Below are 18,804 nucleotides of genomic sequence, written 5' to 3' on the forward strand. Positions count from 1 at the left end.
AGCAAGGAGCAAGGAGCAAGGAGCAAGGAGCAAGGAGCAAGGAGCAAGGAGCAAGGAGCAAGGAGCAAGGAGCAAGGGTGAAGAGTGCAAAAGATAATAGGTAGTGATGAATTGCCGGTCGGCATCGGGACGAGCCTTGTGGAGCGTGCAGTGGTCGGGCAGGGCGCCCATATCGCCGCGGGCAGCGACGCCGAGGCGGTGGCCCGGTGGCTGGCCGAGTACCGGGGAAGCCCGAAGACCCTCGCCGCCTATCGTCGCGAGGCCGAGCGTTTGCTGCTGTGGCTCGGCGAGCGGGACATGACGCTTGCCGAGATGCGCCGCGACCACCTGGAGGCCTTCGAGGCGTTCCTCGCCGACCCACAGCCAAGCTCGCGCTGGGTGGGGCCGCCACGGCCACGCCGGGCCGACGACTGGCGACCGTTCCGCGGGCCGCTGTCGCCGGCGAGTCGCCGCCAGAGCCTGGTGATCCTGCAGGGCATGTTTGCCTGGCTCGTCGAGGCGGGCTGGGTGACCCACAACCCCTTCAGGCTGATGCGCGACAAGCGACGACGCCTGGACAACCGCCAGGGCGGCATCGAGCGCTATCTGGAGGCGCCGCTGTGGGGGTGGCTGTGGGGTTGGCTCGACCGGCCGCCGGAACAGGGCGCCTCGGCACGGGATCGCTTCGAGCAGGCCCGGCGGCGTTTCGTATTCGGCTTCGCCTACCTGCTGGCCCCACGCATCGCCGAGATGAGCGCGGCGCGCATGGGCGACTTCCGCCGCCGCGAGGGGCGCTGGTGGTGGCAGGTGGTGGGGAAGGGCGGCAAGTCGGCGCGCATCCCGGTGCCCCCGGACATGGCGAAGCTGCTCGAGGAGTGGCGTGCCAGCCTGGGTCTGGCCGGCGAGCCGCAGCCCGATGATGCCAGCCCGCTGCTGCGCGCCCTGGATGGCAAGCGGGGCATCGGCGACAACCGCCTCTACAGGCTGATCCGCGAGACCTTCCGCGGCGCCGCCGATGAGCTGGAGAGTGAGCAGGGGGAGGGCGCTCGTGCGTGGGCGCTGCGCCTGCGCCAGGCGACCCCACACTGGCTGCGCCATACGGCGCTGACCCACCAGGCCCAGGCCGGTGTCGAGCTGCGCTACCTGGCGGCCACGGCGCGCCACGCCCGGCTGGATACCACCGCTCGCTACCTCCATGCCGAGGACGAGGCGTGGCACCGCCAGCAGTCCCGCCATGGCCTTGCCGAACGCGGAGGGACGCGACAGGGGGCGGACGCCACCCGGGACGAGCCGGTATAATCGCGGCAACGACCACAAGGAGCCCTTATGACGACCGACATCACCGCCGAACAGGCCCAGCAGGAACTGATCGACGAGTTCGAGATGTTCGACAACTGGATGGATCGCTACCAGTACATCATCGACATGGGCAAGGCGCTGCCCGACTTCCCCGCGGAGTGGAAGCGCGACGAGCTCAAGATCCAGGGCTGCCAGTCCAACGTCTGGATGCACCACGAGCGCCGCGGCGACGTGGTGCACTTCGATGCCATCTCCGATGCCGCCATCGTCTCGGGGCTGATCGCCGTGCTGATGCGGATCTACAGCGACCGGCCCGCCGCGGAGATCCGCGATACCTCACCGCATTTCCTCGGCGACCTGGGGCTCGACAAGCATCTCTCGCCCACGCGCAGCAACGGCCTCAACGCCATGCTCAAGCGCATCTACGAGGTGGCCGAGCAGGAGGCCGCCTGAGAGCCTCGATTCGCTAGCGTTCCCGACCGTCATGCTCCGGCGCCCGGGGGCGGAAGTGCTCGTCGAGCTCGGGATCCTCGCGGCACAGCGCCTCGCTGGGGCCGCCGGGCACCGGGTCGATGCCGCCCTCGCAGCCGGGGTGGCAGCGGGCGATGCGCCGCGCGGCCATCAGCCCACCCTTGAGGGGGCCATGCACCCGGATGGCCTCCACGGCATAGCCGGAGCAGCTCGGCCAGTAGCGGCAGCGCGGGCCGAGCAGGGGGCTCAGGGTGACCTGGTAGACCCTCACCAGGCCGATCATCAGCCAGGCCGTGGCCTGGCGCAGCAGTCGCGCCAGCTTGGCCAGCCAGGCCGCCAGGCAGGGCATCAGGCCTTGCCGTAGAGGGTGTCGGGGTCGATCAGCGGGGCGTCGGTGATGCGCGCCGCTTCCTTCTCCAGGGCCACGTAGAAGCAGCTGCGCCGCCCGCTGTGGCAGGCCGGTCCGGTCTGGTCCACCTGCAGCAGCAGGGTGTCGCCGTCGCAGTCCAGGGCGGCGCTCTTCAGGTACTGCTGCTGGCCCGAGCTCTCGCCCTTGCGCCACAGCTTGCCCCGGGAGCGCGACCAGTAGCAGACCCGGCCCGTGTTCAGGGTCTCTTCCAGCGCCTCCCGGTTCATCCAGGCCATCATCAGCACCTCGCCGCTGTCGTGCTGCTGGGCGATGGCGGGGATCAGGCCGTCGGCGTTGAAGCGGATGGCCGCGAGTACGCCCGCGAGCTCGTGGCGGCTGTCGGCGGGGGCCCGTTCCAGGGCCTTGAAGGTGTCGGACATGGGGGGTCTCCGCAAGATGGGGATCAGCCGCCGGCAGCGCAGCAGGCGTCGCAGCGCCCCAGCAGCTCGATGGTCTGGCGCTCTACCCGGAAGCCCAGCTGGCGGGCACAGCCGGAGAGCTGGGCATTGACGTCATCCAGGTGCAGCTCCTCGACGCGTCCGCAGACGCGGCAGATCAGCAGCTGGAAGCCGTGGGAGTGCTCCGGGCAGGGGCAGGCGACATAGGCATTGAGCGACTCGATGCGATGCACCAGGCCCTGATCGATCAGGAACTCCAGGGCGCGATACACCGTGGGCGGCCTGGCCGCGGCGTGCTCGGCCGCCAGGCGGTCGAGCAGGTCGTAGGCCTTCAGCCCCCCGGGGGCGTCGGCGATCATCTCGAGCACGCGGCGGCGTATCGGCGTGAAGCGCGCGCCGCGCTGCTGGCACTGTCGCTCCGCCTGAAGCAGCAGGTTGCGGGAATCGGTCATGGGGCCCGTCGGCTGTAGAAGTCAGGCACCATTCTACGCGGGTGGGCGAGGGCGGGCCACCGAGGCTCAGGCCTCGGCGGTGGCCTCGAGCTCGCTGCGCCGCGCGAAATGCTCGCGGGCGAAGGCCACGCGCGCCTCGGGCGACACCCCGTCCGGCTGCTTCTCGACCAGATCCAGGCGACGCCTGAGTCCCTCACCGTTGGCCATCTGGATGGCAAGCCCCGGGCGCGCGTTGAGCTCCAGCAGCATCGGGCCCTGGTCGCGGTCGAGCACCATGTCGGTACCCAGATAGCCGAGGCCGGTCATTTCAAAGCAGCCGGCGGCGAGCAGCAGCAGGGTAGGCCAGTCGGGGATGGCGAGGCTTGCCAGTTCATGGCCGGTATCGGGATGGTCGTGGCGGGTACGGTCGAACTGCACGCCGCGGATGGCGGTACCGGTGGCGATATCCAGGCCCACTCCGACGGCGCCCTGGTGCAGGTTGGCCTTGCCGTCCGAGGCGGCGGTGGAGAGACGCATCATGGCCATTACCGGGTAGCCCTTGAACACGATGACCCGGATATCCGGGACCCCTTCGTAGGTGTATTCGGAGAGGCTCTCGTCGAAGTTGATCAGCGCCTCGGCCAGTGCCACATCGGGGGCACCCCCCAGCGAGTAGAGCCCCGAGAGGATATTGGAGACGTGACGTTCGACGTCGACCAGTCGCATGCGGGCACCGCTGGGCTTGATGAAGTCGTCACCCTCGACCCGCTCGATCACCAGGATGCCCTTGCCGCCACTGCCCTTGGCCGGCTTGATCACGAAGCCGTCGTGGCCGGCGAGCAGGTCGCCGATGTGCTTGACGCCGAACTGGGTGGTGACGGTACCGATCAGCGCCGGCGTGGTGATACCGAAGCGCTCGGCGAGCAGCTTGGTCTGCAGCTTGTCATCCACCAGCGGGTAGAGGCGGCGGTTGTTGTAGCGGCCGATGTAGCGGATATTGCGCCGGTTCATGCCGATGATGCCCTTGGCGCGCAGCTTGCCGGGGGTCGTCCATTCCAGCATGGCTCAGTCCTCGGTGACCGGCTTGAAGCGACGCAGCTCCAGCAGGCGGTAGCCGGTGTAGTTGCCGATCATCAGGATCAGCGCCATCAGGATCAGCTGCACCCCCAGGAAGTTGAAGGTGATATGGCGCACCCAGGGATTGTTCATGGCCAGGAAGGCCAGCACCGCGGTCACCAGGCTGCCGCCGCCCTGGATCAGCACCTGCTTGGGGCCTTCCTCCTCCCACAGGATCGACATGCGCTCGATGGTCCAGGAGAGAATGATCATCGGGAAGAAGGTGATCGTCAGACCGGCGTTGAGCCCGAAGCGATAGGCGAGCACCGAGAACACCGAGATGATGCCAATCACCGTGATGATCACCGCCGTGACCCGCGCTACCAGCAGCAGGTTGAGGTAGGAGAGGTAGCTGCGGATCACCAGGCCTACGGCCACCACCAGCAGGAAGCCGATCAGGCCGGTGGCGAGGCTGGTCTGGATAAAGGCCAGGGCGATCAGCACCGGCATGAAGGTGCCCGAGGTCTTGATCCCCACCAGGATGCGCAGCAGCACCACCACCAGCGCGCCGATGGGGATCAGCAGGATGGTCTGGAACAGCGCCTGCTCCTCCAGCGGCAGGCTGTGGATGGAGAAGTTGAGCAGGGTGTCCTCGGCCAGCTGGTTGCGTACCGCCGCGGCCGCCGGCTGGTTGCGGGAGAGCATCGAGAAGTTGACCCGCGAGTTGGTACCGCCCTCCACCTCGAGCACCGCCTGGCCGCTTCCCTCCCAGATCAGCAGGTTCTCGGGGCGCCCCTGCTCGCCGGTCGCGGGGTCGAACAGCGCCCAATGCTGGTCGTCGAATACCTGAATCCAGCTGGTCAGCGACTGGCGCCGCCGGCCATCCTCGAGCAGCAGGCCACTGACCTCCCGCGCCGGAACGCCGGCCTGGTTGAGCAGGCGAACCAGCAGGGGGGTGCGGTCGAACTGGGTGAGCAGCAGGCGAGCGTTCTCGCCCTGGCGCTCCTCGTTGAATTCCTGGAACAGCTCGCGGGCGAAGGTGTAGGGGTCGGCGCTGCGACTCCAGGCCCGCTCGATCAGCTGCGCGGCGGCGGTGTCGTAGGGCCGCTCCCAGACGATATCGCGGCGCACCGGCGGGGCATCGAGGCGAGGCGGGCGGCTGTCAGGCGCCACCAGCACCTGGGCGGTATAATAGAGCTGCTGGGAGCCGCTGGCCTCACGAATCGACCACTGGGCACGTCGGGCACCATCCTCCTCCACGAACGCCAGTCCGAAGCCCGGCGAGGCGGTGTGCTCGGTGAGCAGCCGGAAGCCTTCCTGGGTCGAGGGCAGCGCCATGTCCACCAGCACCGGGTCGCCCAGCGCGGTGAAGTTGACCTGGGCCTCCACTTCCCACACCTGGCGCTGTTCGCCCGGGGTCCAGGGCACCTCGAGCTGGTAGTGACGATGCAGGCTCATGGCCACGCCGGCCAGGAACAGGACGCCGACCAGCAGATAGAAGGGCAGTCGTGACATGGGTCTTCCTTGGCAGAGAGGACAGAGAGCCGCTGAGGCGTGGCTCAGCGCTCTTCGTTATCGAGATCGGCGTCATCCTGATCGCGTTCGGCTTCCGCTGCCGGACGCCCACCGGGGTATTCGGGGCGCTCGTGGAGATAGCGCTCGGCCACGTCCACCACCGCGATATCCAGCAGGAAACGCCTGCCCAGCAGGGCCGGGAAATCGAGGTGGGTCCGATCGCTGAGAGTGAATTCCACCGGCTCGCGTATCGCGCCCAGGGTCATCATCAGCGTCACCACCGGGCGGGACTCCTCGCCGGTGGCCTGGATGATACGCACCCGGCGGTCGATGGGCGCCTCGATCCACTCGTCACGCACCGCATCGACGACCACATCGTCGTCGGCCAGGCCCAGCTTGAAGCGGACCCAGTTCTCGCCGTCACGCTCGAAGCGGGTAATCTCGCGGGCCGAGAGCGACGAGGTGTTGGCGCCGGAGTCGATGCGTGCCTTCAGGTAGGTGCCCACGTCGGGCAGGCCGATCCACTCGCTGCGGCCCAGCACCGCCTTGTTGGCCAGGCCCAGCTCGTCGGCGGCGCACTCGCGCCGGACCACGACCTGCTCGGGCTCGTCGACCGCGATGTCGTCCAGCCGGGCATTCACCCCGCGCAGCAGGGAACCCACCTCGCGCACGTCACCGATCAGCGCATCCTGGCGGCGCGCGACCGAGGCGACATCATTGCCCAGTCGCGACTGGGCATCGCAGCGGGCGCCCAGGGCATCCTCCAGGGCGTCCATGCGCACATGGAAGTCCGCCGGCGTCAGCGGCGCAGGGGGCGCGGGCTTGTCGGTCAGGGCGACACAGCCGGAGAGCAGGACGGCGGACACCGCGAGGGTGGCGTTCAACAGGGGATGGGGCATGGGGCAGGGCAATTCCTTTGAACAGTGCGGGGATAATAAGGAGTCGCCAAGCAGCTTGTCCAACCCGCGGGCTTACGGGGCGCTCGAGAGTGCGGACAGAGGGCCTGCCGAAGTGCGTCTCGATATGCACCATTTAACATAATATACATTATGCGCAATTGATGATGCCCAGGCTTTATCGCCATCTTGGAATGGTCACATGCGGTGACCATCTGTCGCCGCCGTCGGACCGGCAACCCCACTTTTAAGATCAAATTGGTTGCGCTTAAGAATCAATGACTATATTGACCTGAAACAAGGCGGCGTTACCAAGCCGCTACCATGCTTCCCACTGACCAGTGCCATGTCCCCATCCTCTGTCGTTCTGTCTGTCTGTCGTGAGGTTCCCCCTATGACGAGTACCCTGGCCCCACGCTTTGCCCTGTTGCCCCTGGCAGCGGCGATCGCCGCCATCGCCACCCCGGTGCACGCCGACTGGACCCATGACGTCGGCGTCAGCGTCGCCAACGAATACAACGACAACGTCTTCTTCGAGCGCGAGAATCGCGTCTCGGACACAGTGACCCTGGTATCGCCCTTCGCCGAACTGGTGGGCACCGGCGAGCGTCACGAGGTGCGCCTGCGCGGCGATGCCCAGCGCGGCCGCTACCACGACTATACCAGCGAGAACTTCACCGACTGGCGACTCTCCACCGAGGGTCGCCTGGCCTATGCCCCCCAGGGTAGCCTGTTCGGCGGCGTCTCCCTGGCCCGCGGCCACGAAGAGCGCTCGTCGCCGGATGCGGTCAACGGCGAGGAACCCACCGAGTATGACCGCCTCGGTACCTTCGCCGGTGTCAACCACACCTTCGGGCGCGTCACCAGCCGCATCGGCGGCACCTGGGAGTCGCTGGACTTCAAAAACGTGCCTCGTTTGGGCGGCGGTACCATCCTCCAGGACGACCGCGACCGCCAGAAGACCACCTTCGGCGGCCGCCTCGGCTACCAGGTATCCGATCGCCTGGAGCCCTTCGTCCAGGCCGCCATCGACCACCGCGACTACGACGACCCGGGCGCCATCGACCGCGACTCCGCGGGTTATAACGCCGCCGCAGGCCTGATCTACCGGCCGGCGCCGGACCTCACCGCCGAGGTGTTGGGCGGCTGGATGGAGCAGGACTACGACGATGCCGAGCTTGCGGATATCGAGACCTGGGACGTCGGCGGCGAGCTGCGCTGGCAGCCGGAGGACTCGGCGAGTCGGGTCACCGCCAGGCTCGATCGCAGCATCGAGGAGACCACCGTGGAAGGCGCCTCGGGCAGCGTGCGCACCGGGGTCGGCCTCCAGGCGAGTTCGGCCCTGCGCCCCGACCTGCTGCTCACCACCCGGGCCAGCTACAGCGACCATGACTACCGCGGCACCCCGCGCAACGACAACCTCCTCGGCGTGGGGATGGGGCTTCGCCACTACGTCAACCCGCACCTCTACGTCGGCGTCGACTACGACTTCCAGCAGCGCGACTCCAGCGAGCCGGCGGAGGACTTCGATAACAACCGCCTGATGGTCAGCCTCGGCACCCAGCTCTCCCGCGGCTACGAGGACGAGGCGCTGCTGAATGCCGCGCGCCATACCGACACCCTGGGCGGGATCTACCTGGGTATCCAGGGCGGCCTCGGCGAGACCGGCACCGCCCAGGCCGGCCCCCGGGCCAGCGGCCAGGACGGCAGCCTGAGAGCCGACTTCCGCGACAGCGGCGAGACCCTGGGGCTGTTCGGTGGCTACGCCCTGACCTTCGAGGATTGGCGCCTGGCCCTCGAGCTCGAGGCGGACCAGACCGGCGCCGGCTGGAACCACCTGCGCACCGGCGACGGCCGCGAGTTCGGCGTGGAGAAGGACCAGGACATCGGGCTCGGCGTGCGCGTCGACCGCCTGCTGGCCGGCAACAACGCCGTCTACGGGCGCTTCGGCGTGGTGCGTGGCCGCTTCGCCGCGGACTTCACGGAGGGCGGCGAGCGCATCAGCGACAAGGAGTGGCACGACGGTCTCCGCCTGGGTGGCGGCATGGAGGTGCCGCTGGCCGACACTGTCGGTCTGCGCATGGACTACAGCTACACCAACTACGACGACATCGACATCGGCCCCTCCGCCGAGCCCGACGACTTCACCTTCGAGGAGAGCCTGCTGCGCCTGGGCGTGGCCTGGCACCCGTGGCGCGAGCTGGCCTCGCGCCCGGCCGCCCCGGCGGAGGCCTACGCTGGTCCCTACGTCGGCCTGCACACCGGCTACGGCAGCCTGGTCAGCCAGGTCTCGGGGCCGCGCACCGACAGCGTGCTCGATGCCGAGTTCGGCGACAGCGGCGCCCTGGCTGGTGCCCACCTCGGCTACGGCGTCACCCTCGACCGCGTCTACCTGGGCGCCGAGATCGCCGCCGAGGCCAGCGACATTACCTGGAACCATGAGCGTCGGCCCAATGGGCGCACCTACTCGGTGGACCGCGAGTCGAGCCTCGACCTGGCCCTGCGTGCCGGCTACATCATCGACAGCGGCGCCCTGCTCTACCTGCTGGCCGGTCCCAGCTGGACCGACCTCGAGGTGAACTACGCCCGGGGCAACCAGCGAATCGTGAAGGGCGAGACCGAGGAGGCCTGGCGCTTCGGCGCGGGCATGGAGCTGCCCCTCCACGATCGCTTCCACCTGCGCATGGAGGTCAGCCGCATCGACCACGACACCCTGGCGCTGGATACCGGTCGCGGCGTCGAGCGCTACGACAGCGAGGAGACCCTGACGCGCCTGGGCCTCGGCTACCGCTGGTAGTCCATGCGGCGGTTTGTCGCAGCGTGCTGATAACCCGCGCAGTTTGACGTATATCAAATATGCTTAGCACTGACGGGACTACCTTGAAGTCACTGGTAGCCGTCGAGGCGGCCCAGCCGGCACCACCGACTTCGCAATACCTTTCTCCTGGGAGGAGAATCTCATGAGCACACAATACAAGACCCTCACGACCCGTCATATCGCCACCCTGGCCGGCACCGCCCTGCTACCGTTGGTGGTCGCCATCGGCCTGGCGCCTTCGCCGGTCGAGGCCAATTTCCTGATCGACACGGCCGAGGCCCAGCAGGGCCAGGGGCAAGGCCAGGGCGGCGGGCGTGATCTGCTCAATATCGGCCGCGGCAAGGGCAACGGCTTCGGCGCCGGCGGCGAGGGACGCACGCTGGAGTCCGATATCTTCCGCGATGCGGCCAGCGGCTCCGGCCGCGGTCAAGGTCAAGGTCAAGGTCAAGGCGGCAGCAGCGACCGTGGCGGCAAGCCCGATGGCACCGGCGGCGGTGGCGGGGACAATGCCAAGGGCGACGACTACGGCGATATCGTGGTGATCCTGCGCGACGACGACGGCACCCCGATCCTCGACGACAACGGCAATGTCCAACCCTGCCTGGTGATCGGCTGCACCGAAGAGGACACCGACTCCTATACCCAACTGGTCGAGGTGGAGGAAGGCGACTTCGAGATGCCGGAGGGCATCATCCCGGTGGAATTCGGGCGCCTCAACGTGGCGCGCTCGCCGGAGAGCGTGGTCGAGCATTCCCTGACCGAGCTGCTCTCCAAGCTGGATGGGGAGGCCATCACCGCCGAGACCCTTGCCGACATGACCGACGAGGCCGGACGCCTGCTGGTCACCAACGACGACGGCACCGTCTCCACCATCGACTCGCCGCTGGAGAACTTCGCCTTCTATGTGGCGCTGATCGACGCCGCCGGCAGTGATCCCACCGCCGATAGTTACACCCTGTCGATCACCACGAGCCCCATGGGCGATGACCCTGTGGAAAGTTTCTCCATGACGGTAGATGCGGACGTGGTGCTGACCCTTGCCGCCTCGGCCTTCTCGGCCGCCTCGGACAAGTACGGCGACCTGACCGTCGACGAGATCATGAATATCACCAGCTTCGTGGGTCTGGACGCTGCGCTGTCATCTCTGGTCGACGGCTCCGGGTACGAGTACACCACCACCATCGATCCGGACGACGACGTGACTTCCACACGCGAGTCCCTCTACGACACCATGATCTGGGTTTTGGCGCCGGTCGAGGGTACCGATTACTTCGAGCAGGTCCAGGTCAACCTGTTGGAGGTGGTGCCCTTCAATACCGTGCCGAGCATCGATGTGGACAGCGATGGCATCGATACCTTCACCCAGCAGGCCGACGACGCCGTGCAGGTCCTGGAGTACGTCCATGACTTCAGCCTCGACGTCGAATAGGTTGTAAGCACAGAGTGTGACCATGGCGGCCCCCCATGCGGGGCCGCCTTCGGTTCCCCAGGAGACACTGTCATGAAATACCACATCGTCTCGATAGTACGCCCTCGCCTGCTGGCCGCCCTGCTCCCCCTGGCGCTGGCCGTCTCCGTGGCCCAGGCAGCCCCCTCACCCTTCACCGCGCCTGCGGATACCCTGCTGCTCGCCCAGCATTCCGACACCGATAGCCACGTCGATGGCGACCATGGCACGGGCGGCTACCAGGGCGCCGGCGGCCAGGGTAACCGTGGGCAGCGTCAGGGCAAGGGCGCCGGCACCGGCGAGGCCCGGGGCGGTCGCTCGGTGGAGTCCGACATCTTCCGCGACACGGGCTTCGGACAGGGTAATCCGTCACGCGGCGGACCGCCCGAGGGACGTGGCGAGCATGAGGATGGCGACGAACAAGACCACGAGGACGGCGACGAGGGCGGCGGCCCGCCCGAGGGGCGTGGCGAGCACGAGGATGGCGAGGAACACGACCACACCGCCTGAGACAGCGACGAGCCTGGCATGCAGAGCCGGAGGCCGGGATCAGCGATCCCGGCCTCCGTCGTCCAGGCAGATACCAGGGACCGCGCTGGTCACGCCGGCACGGGTCGGCTAGCCTGTTGCTGTACGCATATCATACAGAGGCTTTGATAATGTATAGGAAATGGCTGTCACGCCTGGCACTGCTGGGAGCCGCCCTGCTGCTGGCCGGCTGTACCAGCGTCGATATCGATCGCTACGCCGGGACGCAACCGCGCCTGGATATCGCCGACTATTTTGTCGGCCAGACCCGCGCCTGGGGCATGGTGCAGGACTACAGCGGCGAGGTGCAGCGCCGTTTCACGGTGGAGATCGAGGGGCGTGTCGAAGGTGACACCCTGACCCTGGACGAGCACTTCGTCTATGACGACGGCGAGACCGATCGCCGGGTTTGGACCTTCGAGCGCGACGGCGAGGATCGCTGGCTGGGCACCGCCAACGACGTCGAGGGGCCCGTGACGGCTCGCCAGGCGGGGCATGTCTTCAACATGACCTACCGGCTGCCGGTGGAGGTCTCTGGCCGCGAGATCACCTTTACCCTGGATGACTGGATGTACCTGCAGCCGGATGGGCGGCTGATCAATCGCACGGCGATGAAGAAGTTCGGCCTGACCCTGGCCGAGATCACCATCGTCTTCACGCCCGTCGAGTGACACCCCGAAACGCAGCGGGCCCCGGCATCGCTGCCGGGGCCCGCTGCAGGCTTATCTCGGCTCTCGGCGGCGCCGAGACGCTGCCGAGTTATTCGGCAGGCGCGTAGGAGCCGTCCTCGCGGTGCACTTCGTTGCCGGAAAGGCCCGGCGTGAACACGCAGGCCAGGTGCATGGTCTTGGTAGCCCGCAGCAGGTGTTCGTCATGCTGGTCAAGGATGTAGATATCGCCTGGCTTGATCGGCCAGATCTTGCCATCGGCCAGCGTCTCCACCTCGCCCTCGCCCTCGATGCAGTAGACCGCCTCGAAGTGGTGCTTGTAGTGGATATGGGTCTCGGTACCCTCGAAGATCCGAGTGATATGGAAGGAGCATTTACCGCCGTCATCGGCCAGCGACAGGCGGGTGCTGTCCCAGTTGCCGTTCTCCGCCGTCACCAGACGGTCGGTCTTGCGGCACTCCTCGAGATTGCGAACGATCATAAGATATCTCCTGCAATTCAGTGGCGGCGAGATCCGGAAAGGCGATCGCGCCCAGAACCGAGCGGACCGCCGTAGCGGCCCGTTCAGAATATCAGCTCAGCGCCTGCTTGGCGCTCTGCTCGAGGATATCCAGGCCCTTCAGAAGATCCTCCTCGGGAATGGTCAGCGGGCAGAGGCACTTGACGACCTCACCGTCCTGGCCGCTGGTCTCGATGACCAGACCATTCTCGAACGCCTGGTGGGTGATCTTGTCGGCGATCTCGCCGCTGCCCACATCGATGCCGCGCATCAGGCCGCGGCCACGCTCGGAGGCCTCGATACCCTGCTCGCTGATCCAGGCGGCAATCTGACCGAAGCGCTCGGCGACGATATCGCCCTTGCGCTGCACTTCCTTGGCGAAGCTGTCGTCGCCCCAGAAGTTCTCGATGGCGGCGGCGGCGGTGGTGAAGGCCAGCGCGAAGCCGCGGAAGGTGCCGTTGTACTGGCCCGGCTTCCAGATATCGAGCTCGGGGCGCATCAGCACCTGGGCGAACGGCAGGCCGAGGCCGGAGAGGGACTTGGAGTTGGTAACGATGTCCGGCACCACATCGGCGTGCTCGAAGCTGAAGAACTTGCCGGTACGCCCGCAGCCGGCCTGGATGTCGTCGACGATCAGCAGGATGTCGTGGGCGCGGCAGATCTGCTCGAGACGCTTGAGCCAGTCGAGGCCACAGGCATTGATGCCGCCCTCGCCCTGCACGGTCTCCACGATCACGCCGGCCGGCACGTCGAGGCCGCCAGACTTGTCGGTCAGCAGCTTCTCGAAGTAGTCCAGGGTATCGGTGCCATCGCCCAGGTAGCCGTCATAGGGCATGAAGGTGCCGCCCACGGTGGGCACGCCGCCGGTGGCTTCGCGGAACTTGCGGTTACCGGTGGTGGCGAGTGCCCCCATGGTCACGCCGTGGAAGCCGTTGGTGAAGGTCACGATGTTGTGACGCTTCTTGGCATTGCGCGCCAGGCGGATGGCCGCTTCGACGGCGTTGGTCCCGGTCGGCCCGGGAAACTGCACCTTGTAGTCCAGGCCGCGCGGCTTGAGGATGATCTCATCGAGAGCCTGGAGGTAACGGCGCTTGGCGGCTGTCCAGAAGTCCAGGCCATGAATGATGTTGTCTTCGGCCAGGTAATCGAGCAGGGCCTGCTTGATCTTCGGGTTGTTGTGCCCGTAGTTCAGGGTGCCGGCACCGGCGAGGAAGTCGATATATTCGCGGCCGTTCTCATCGGTCAGGCGGGCGTTCTGCGCCTTGGTGAAGACCACCGGGAAGGAGCGCGAATAGGTGCGAACGTCGGATTCCATGCGTTCGAGGATCTGGGTCTGCATCGAGAGACCTCCTGTTGAGGGAGAATGAATGTGCGTGAGGGCAGCGCGAGGCGTGTGAACGACCTCGCGCGCAAACGATAGGTGACGAGAGTCAGAGACGATCGGTCTGGAAGGGGCCGATCCTGACCAGGTTCTCGGGGTCGTGTTCGCCACCGAGCTGGTCGGTGGAGAAGTATTCACGGCTGTTCAGCGTCGCCTGCCAACGATCGGCGAGGCGGCGGAACAGGCCCCAGGAGGCCTGGTTGTCGGGGGTGATGGTGGTCTCGAGGTGGTGAACCTCGGCGAGCTCCGGGCGTGTCATGACCGCCTCGACCAGGCGTCGGGCCAGGCCGGTACCGCGCGCCTTCTCGCCCACGGCAACCTGCCACAGGAAGTAGGTATCCGGCGCGTTGCTCTTCACGTAGCCCGAGACGAAGCCGACGATCTCGCCCTCCTCGTCCGTGGCCACCGCACAGCTATCACGGAACTGGGTGGCCAGCAGCAGGTAGGCATAGGCGGAATTGACGTCGAGCGGGGGGCAGGACTTGACCAGTTCGTAGATGCCCCAGCCGTCATCGGGATTGGGCTTGCGAATGAAAAGATCGCTGGCCTCGGCGTCGATCACCTCGTCGGCGACGGTGGGCCTCGCGAGGTCGGCGGAGGGCGTGAAGGGCTCGGTGGTTGTCATCATGGGCGGTGTTCGCTTCGGCGATGTCGGGAGGGATTATACCAAGCATCCAACAAATCTCAAATTTGCCATTATTTCGTGGGACGCAATCCATAATAAAAAATTATGTGAAGCCTGCCCAGGCCAGTGGATCTCGCTGTCTCGTCGGTTGTTTCAGTCTAGTCCAAGAGCACGGGCTCGGCTCCCACGGAAGCTGCCGCTGGACTGAAGCGAGAGGCGCCGGAAGAGGCGCCGGAAAAGCCTCGAGCGACTCGAAGGTTCTAACCTTTTTGTGCTCGAGGCTTGATCTGGGCTGCTGGCTCAGCGCCGGGTCGGCGACCGCATGGTGACGAACTCCTCGGCGCCGGTGGGATGGATGCCCACGGTGGCGTCGAAGTCGGCCTTGGTGAGCCCCGCCTTCACAGCGATGGCGATGCCCTGGATCACCTCCCCGGCCTCCTCGCCCACCATATGGGCGCCTACCACCACGTCGCTCTCGTCAGCGACGATCAGCTTCATCAGGCAGCGCTCGGCGCTCCCCGACAGGGTGTGCTTCATGGGGCGGAAGTCGGCGCTGTAGACGCGGATCTCGCCGTAGCGCTCCCGGGCCTCCTCCTCGGAGAGCCCCACGGTACCGATATTGGGATGGCAGAACACCGCGGTGGGGATGTTGCGGTAGTCCAGCGGGGCGGATGGTGGCGTGTCCTCGAAGTGGCAGCGCACCAGGTGCATCGCCTCGGCCAGCGCCACCGGGGTGAGTTCCGGCCCGCCGATGACGTCGCCCAGGGCCAGCAGCGAGGGCAGCGAGCTCTCGAAGCGCTCGTTGACCTCGAGATAGCCGCCGTCATCCAGGGCCACGCCCAGGGCGTCCAGTCCCAGGCCCTCCAGGTGCGGGCGACGCCCGGTGGCGGCCAGCACGGCATCCACCTCCAGGATCTCGCCGTCGGTCAGGGTCACCGCCAGCCCCCCGTCGACGCGCTCGATACGCTCGATGTTGGTGTCGAAGCGCAGGTCGACGCCCTTCTCCGCCATCTGGTCGCGGGTGAACTCGCGCACCTCGTGGTCGAAGCCACGCAGGAACAGCTCGCCTCGGTAGATCAGGTGGGTGTCGCTGCCCAGGCCGTTGAAGATGCTGGCGAACTCCACGGCGATATAGCCGCCGCCCAGCACCAGGAAGCGCTCGGGGAAGGTCTCGAGGTCGAACACCTCGTTGGAGCTCAGGGCCAGCTCGCTGCCCGGGAACTCGGGGATCCACGGCCAGCCGCCCACGGCGACCAGGATCTTCGCGGCGCTGTGCACCTCATCGCCGACCGCGACACGGTGGGCATCCAGCACCCGGGCGCGGCCATTGATCAGGCGCACGCCGGCGCCGTCGAGCAGCCGCCCATAGATGCCGTTGAGCCGCTTGATCTCCCCCACCTTGTTGTCGCGCAGGGTCGGCCAGTCGAAGCTCGGCGCCTCGGACAGTCGCCAGCCGAAGCCCTCGGCGTCCTCGAAGGCGTCGCGGAAGTGGGCGGCGTAGGAGTAGAGCTTCTTGGGCACGCAGCCCACGTTGACACAGGTGCCGCCCAGGTAGCGGTCCTCTGCCACGGCCACCCGGGCGCCGGTGGCGGCGGCGGTACGCGCGGCGCGCACGCCACCGGAGCCGGCGCCGATCACGAAGAGGTCCCAGTCGTAGGCGGTTGGTTCTAGGTCGGACACGGTCTCGCTCCTTGTCGTGGGCCCAAGGCCCGAGGTCGGATGCGGCGATGATAGCAGCCGCGGGGCGTATGGGGCATGACGCGGTGTCGCCGCCGCGATAGCCCTGTCCCGGCGATGTCCGCGGTTGACCCCGGTGGGGGGCGAGAGTAAAAAAGGCGCGACTCCACTCCCACGAAGAGCCCCCCATGAGAAAGGAAATCGAGACCCTGCTGGAGAACAACCGCGCCTGGGCCGATAAGGTCTGCCGAGACGATCCCGATTTCTTCACCCGGCTGTCCAACCAGCAGAATCCCGACTATCTGTGGATCGGCTGTTCGGACAGCCGGGTTCCCGCCAACCAGATCATCGCCCTGCCGCCCGGCGAGGTGTTCGTGCACCGCAATGTCGCCAATCTGGTGCACCACAACGACCTCAACGCCCTCTCGGTGCTGCAGTACGCCGTCGACGTCCTCCAGGTGCGCCATATCATGGTGGTGGGCCACTACGGTTGTGGCGGCGTGCGTGCCGCCATCGAGGGGGGCGACAACGGGCTGGTCGACAACTGGCTGCACTCGGTGCGCGAACTCTACTACCAGCATCGCGACGAGCTGGCACCGCTGCCGATCGACGAGCGTGTCGACCGCATGTGCGAGCTCAATGCCCGCGCCCAGGTGACCCGCCTGAGCCGTACCAAGATCATCCAGCACGCCTGGCAGCGGGGGCAGGATATCTGGCTCCACGGCTGGGTCTACGGGCTGGCCGACGGCCGCGTCAAGGATCTCGAGTGCACCATCGCCGGCCTCGACGAGGCGGCCGACCTCTATCGCATCCGGCGCGCCACCCCCGCCGGCTGAGCGCCGCCGCCGTCCGGTTGCCCGTCCCGGGTGGCCGGACGGCGGATATTCCACTTTCGTATTATTTCATGCCTCTTGATTCACCCCGCGCATGACGCCAGTCGGAATTTCGATTGTGCGGGGCCCCGCCGGGTCTCTATGTTGAAGGTTGCCACAACCGTGTGCGGTGACCGTGCACCAACAACAACCTCGAAAGGGAACCCGACATGATGTTCAAGCGTACCCTCCTGGCCGCCGCCGTCGGCGCCGCCATGACCACCGCCCTGCTGCCCGCCGCGGCCAGCGCCGAGACCAGCCTGCGGATGGCCTACGACGCCGACCCCGTCTCGCTGGACATCCACGAGCAGCTCTCCGGCGGCATCCTCCAGCTCTCCCACATGACCTTCGACCCGCTGGTGCGCTGGAACAAGGACCTCTCCTTCGAGCCGCGCCTGGCCACCGCCTGGGAGCAGGTCGACGACACCACCATGCGCATGACCCTGCGTGATGACGTGGCCTTCCACAGCGGCAACGCCTTCAGCGCCGAGGACGTGGTCTGGACCGTCGAGCGCCTCAAGCGCAGCCCGGACTTCAAGGCGATCTTCGAGCCCATCGCGAGCGTCACCGCCGTCGATGACACCACGGTGGAGTTCACCACCACCAAGCCCTACCCGCTGCTGCTGAACCTCGCGACCTACGTGTTCCCGATGGACAGCGCCTTCTACAGCGGCACGGACGAGGATGGCGACCCCAAGGACGAGATCGTCAAGAACGGCAACTCCTATGCCTCGACCCACCTCTCCGGCACCGGCCCCTACGTGGTCACCGAACGCCAGCAGGGGGTGCGGATCGGCTTCGAGCGCTTCGCCGACTACTGGGACGAGGATTCCCCGGGCAACGTCGACAACATCGTCATGACCCCGATCAGCGAGAACGCCACCCGCGTGGCGGCCCTGCTCTCCGGCGACGTCGACTTCATCGCCCCGGTGCCACCCAACGACCTGGATCGGGTGCGCGAGGACGACAGCGTCCAGCTGGTGACCATGTCCGGCACTCGGATCATCCTCTTCCACATGAACCAGGAGCGCGTCGAGGCCTTCCAGGACCCGCGTGTCCGCCAGGCCTTCGCCTATGCCATCAACCAGCAAGGCATCGCCGATCGCCTGATGAAGGGCTTCGCCACCCCGGCGGCCCAGTTCTCGCCGGACGGCTACGCGGGGCATGTCGACAGCCTGGAGCTCCGCTATGACCTGGAGAAGGCCAAGCAGCTGATGGCCGATGCCGGCTACGCGGACGGCTTCGAGATCACCATGATGGCGCCCAACAACCGCTACGTGAACGATGCCAAGATCGCCCAGGCGGTCGCCGCCATGCTGGCGCGCATCAACGTGACGGTGGATCTCAAGACGCTGCCCAAGGCCCAGTACTGGGGTGAGTACGACGACCGCGTCGCCGACATGATGATGATCGGCTGGCACGCCGACACCGAGGACAGCGCGAACTTCCACGAGTACCTTACCGCCTGTCCGGACGCCGACACCGGGGCCGGCCAGTACAACGCCGGCAATTACTGCAACCCGGAGCTCGACAAGCTGGTGGCCGAGGCCAACCTCGAGGTCGACCTGGAGAAGCGGGCCGAGATGCTTCAGCAGGTCGAGCAGGCGCTCTACGACGATGCCGCCTTCGTGCCGCTGCACTGGCAGGACCTTGCCTGGGCCTCGGCCGCCAACGTCGACATCGAGCCGGTGCTCAACGTGATGAACTTCCCCTACCTCGGTGACCTGGTCATCCACGAAGAGTAACCCCCGCCGCGCGCAGGCCCCTCGCGGGTCGGCGCTCCGAAACCATGACCCCTGTGACGCGCTCGATGCTCGAGTGCGTCACCGCGTGTT

General features: G+C 66.9%; 18 protein-coding genes. 8 read left to right on the forward strand and 10 right to left on the reverse strand.

From position 1 onward, the window contains the following. Positions 1 to 138 precede the first annotated feature (138 nt). Complete coding sequence (locus RAN53_RS12500) at positions 139 to 1,278, forward strand: tyrosine-type recombinase/integrase (protein WP_305797144.1); 1,140 nt, start codon at positions 139 to 141, stop codon at positions 1,276 to 1,278. Positions 1,279 to 1,305: 27 nt separating this feature from the next. Continuing rightward, positions 1,306 to 1,731 (forward strand): SufE family protein, encoded by a 426-nt coding sequence (locus RAN53_RS12505; protein WP_305797145.1) that lies wholly within the window; start codon positions 1,306 to 1,308, stop codon positions 1,729 to 1,731. 13 nt (positions 1,732 to 1,744) lie between these two features. Here RAN53_RS12505 and yidD read toward each other — a convergent pair whose 3' ends face one another. From yidD to RAN53_RS12535, 6 genes are all read right to left on the reverse strand, one after another. Continuing rightward, complete coding sequence (gene yidD / locus RAN53_RS12510) at positions 1,745 to 2,098, reverse strand: membrane protein insertion efficiency factor YidD (RefSeq protein WP_305797146.1); 354 nt, start codon at positions 2,096 to 2,098, stop codon at positions 1,745 to 1,747. Next, positions 2,098 to 2,538 (reverse strand): phosphoribosyl-AMP cyclohydrolase, encoded by a 441-nt coding sequence (hisI, locus tag RAN53_RS12515; RefSeq protein WP_305797147.1) that lies wholly within the window; start codon positions 2,536 to 2,538, stop codon positions 2,098 to 2,100. The genes yidD and hisI overlap by 1 nt, the downstream gene beginning before the upstream one ends. A gap of 23 nt (positions 2,539 to 2,561) precedes the next feature. Continuing rightward, entirely contained in the window at positions 2,562 to 3,008 is a 447-nt protein-coding gene (locus RAN53_RS12520) for a transcriptional repressor (protein ID WP_305797148.1), read from the reverse strand. A 66-nt stretch (positions 3,009 to 3,074) separates the two neighbouring features. Next, entirely contained in the window at positions 3,075 to 4,049 is a 975-nt protein-coding gene (locus RAN53_RS12525; RefSeq protein WP_305797149.1) for an alpha-L-glutamate ligase-like protein, read from the reverse strand. A 3-nt stretch (positions 4,050 to 4,052) separates the two neighbouring features. Further along, on the reverse strand, positions 4,053 to 5,558 hold the full coding sequence (locus RAN53_RS12530; RefSeq protein ID WP_305797150.1) for a UUP1 family membrane protein: 1,506 nt from the start codon (positions 5,556 to 5,558) through the stop codon (positions 4,053 to 4,055). 44 nt (positions 5,559 to 5,602) lie between these two features. Next, positions 5,603 to 6,457, reverse strand: coding sequence for an ATP-dependent zinc protease (locus tag RAN53_RS12535; protein WP_305797151.1), 855 nt, complete (start codon positions 6,455 to 6,457; stop codon positions 5,603 to 5,605). Between the two features lie 391 nt (positions 6,458 to 6,848). On the opposite strand from RAN53_RS12535, the gene RAN53_RS12540 reads away from it, so the two are divergent. From RAN53_RS12540 to RAN53_RS12555, 4 genes are all read left to right on the forward strand, one after another. Beyond that, positions 6,849 to 9,251, forward strand: a complete 2,403-nt coding sequence (locus tag RAN53_RS12540) for an outer membrane beta-barrel protein (RefSeq protein ID WP_305797152.1) — start codon at positions 6,849 to 6,851, stop codon at positions 9,249 to 9,251. 163 nt (positions 9,252 to 9,414) lie between these two features. Next, the gene (locus tag RAN53_RS12545; RefSeq protein WP_305797153.1) at positions 9,415 to 10,701 is read left to right on the forward strand and encodes a hypothetical protein; all 1,287 of its coding nucleotides are present in this window, start codon (positions 9,415 to 9,417) and stop codon (positions 10,699 to 10,701) included. A gap of 72 nt (positions 10,702 to 10,773) precedes the next feature. Next, positions 10,774 to 11,229 (forward strand): hypothetical protein, encoded by a 456-nt coding sequence (locus RAN53_RS12550; protein ID WP_305797154.1) that lies wholly within the window; start codon positions 10,774 to 10,776, stop codon positions 11,227 to 11,229. Between the two features lie 149 nt (positions 11,230 to 11,378). Continuing rightward, positions 11,379 to 11,918 carry a DUF3833 domain-containing protein gene (locus RAN53_RS12555; protein WP_305797155.1) on the forward strand — a complete coding sequence of 180 codons (540 nt, stop codon included), beginning with the start codon at positions 11,379 to 11,381 and terminating at the stop codon, positions 11,916 to 11,918. 88 nt (positions 11,919 to 12,006) lie between these two features. Here RAN53_RS12555 and RAN53_RS12560 read toward each other — a convergent pair whose 3' ends face one another. From RAN53_RS12560 to gorA, 4 genes are all read right to left on the reverse strand, one after another. Continuing rightward, complete coding sequence (locus RAN53_RS12560; RefSeq protein WP_305797156.1) at positions 12,007 to 12,396, reverse strand: ectoine synthase; 390 nt, start codon at positions 12,394 to 12,396, stop codon at positions 12,007 to 12,009. A 91-nt stretch (positions 12,397 to 12,487) separates the two neighbouring features. Beyond that, positions 12,488 to 13,753 carry a diaminobutyrate--2-oxoglutarate transaminase gene (gene ectB / locus RAN53_RS12565; protein WP_305797157.1) on the reverse strand — a complete coding sequence of 422 codons (1,266 nt, stop codon included), beginning with the start codon at positions 13,751 to 13,753 and terminating at the stop codon, positions 12,488 to 12,490. Positions 13,754 to 13,844: 91 nt separating this feature from the next. After that, on the reverse strand, positions 13,845 to 14,423 hold the full coding sequence (gene ectA, locus RAN53_RS12570; RefSeq protein WP_305797158.1) for a diaminobutyrate acetyltransferase: 579 nt from the start codon (positions 14,421 to 14,423) through the stop codon (positions 13,845 to 13,847). Positions 14,424 to 14,720: 297 nt separating this feature from the next. Continuing rightward, the gene (gene gorA / locus RAN53_RS12575) at positions 14,721 to 16,100 is read right to left on the reverse strand and encodes a glutathione-disulfide reductase (RefSeq protein WP_305797159.1); all 1,380 of its coding nucleotides are present in this window, start codon (positions 16,098 to 16,100) and stop codon (positions 14,721 to 14,723) included. Between the two features lie 185 nt (positions 16,101 to 16,285). Between gorA and can the strand changes: the two genes are divergently transcribed. Beyond that, positions 16,286 to 16,933, forward strand: coding sequence for a carbonate dehydratase (can, locus tag RAN53_RS12580; protein WP_305797160.1), 648 nt, complete (start codon positions 16,286 to 16,288; stop codon positions 16,931 to 16,933). A 206-nt stretch (positions 16,934 to 17,139) separates the two neighbouring features. After that, positions 17,140 to 18,714, forward strand: coding sequence for an ABC transporter substrate-binding protein (locus RAN53_RS12585; protein WP_305797161.1), 1,575 nt, complete (start codon positions 17,140 to 17,142; stop codon positions 18,712 to 18,714). Positions 18,715 to 18,804: the final 90 nt, after the last annotated feature.

The organism is Halomonas sp. SSL-5 (genome assembly GCF_030708455.1).
Classification (GTDB): Bacteria; Pseudomonadota; Gammaproteobacteria; order Pseudomonadales; family Halomonadaceae; genus Halomonas.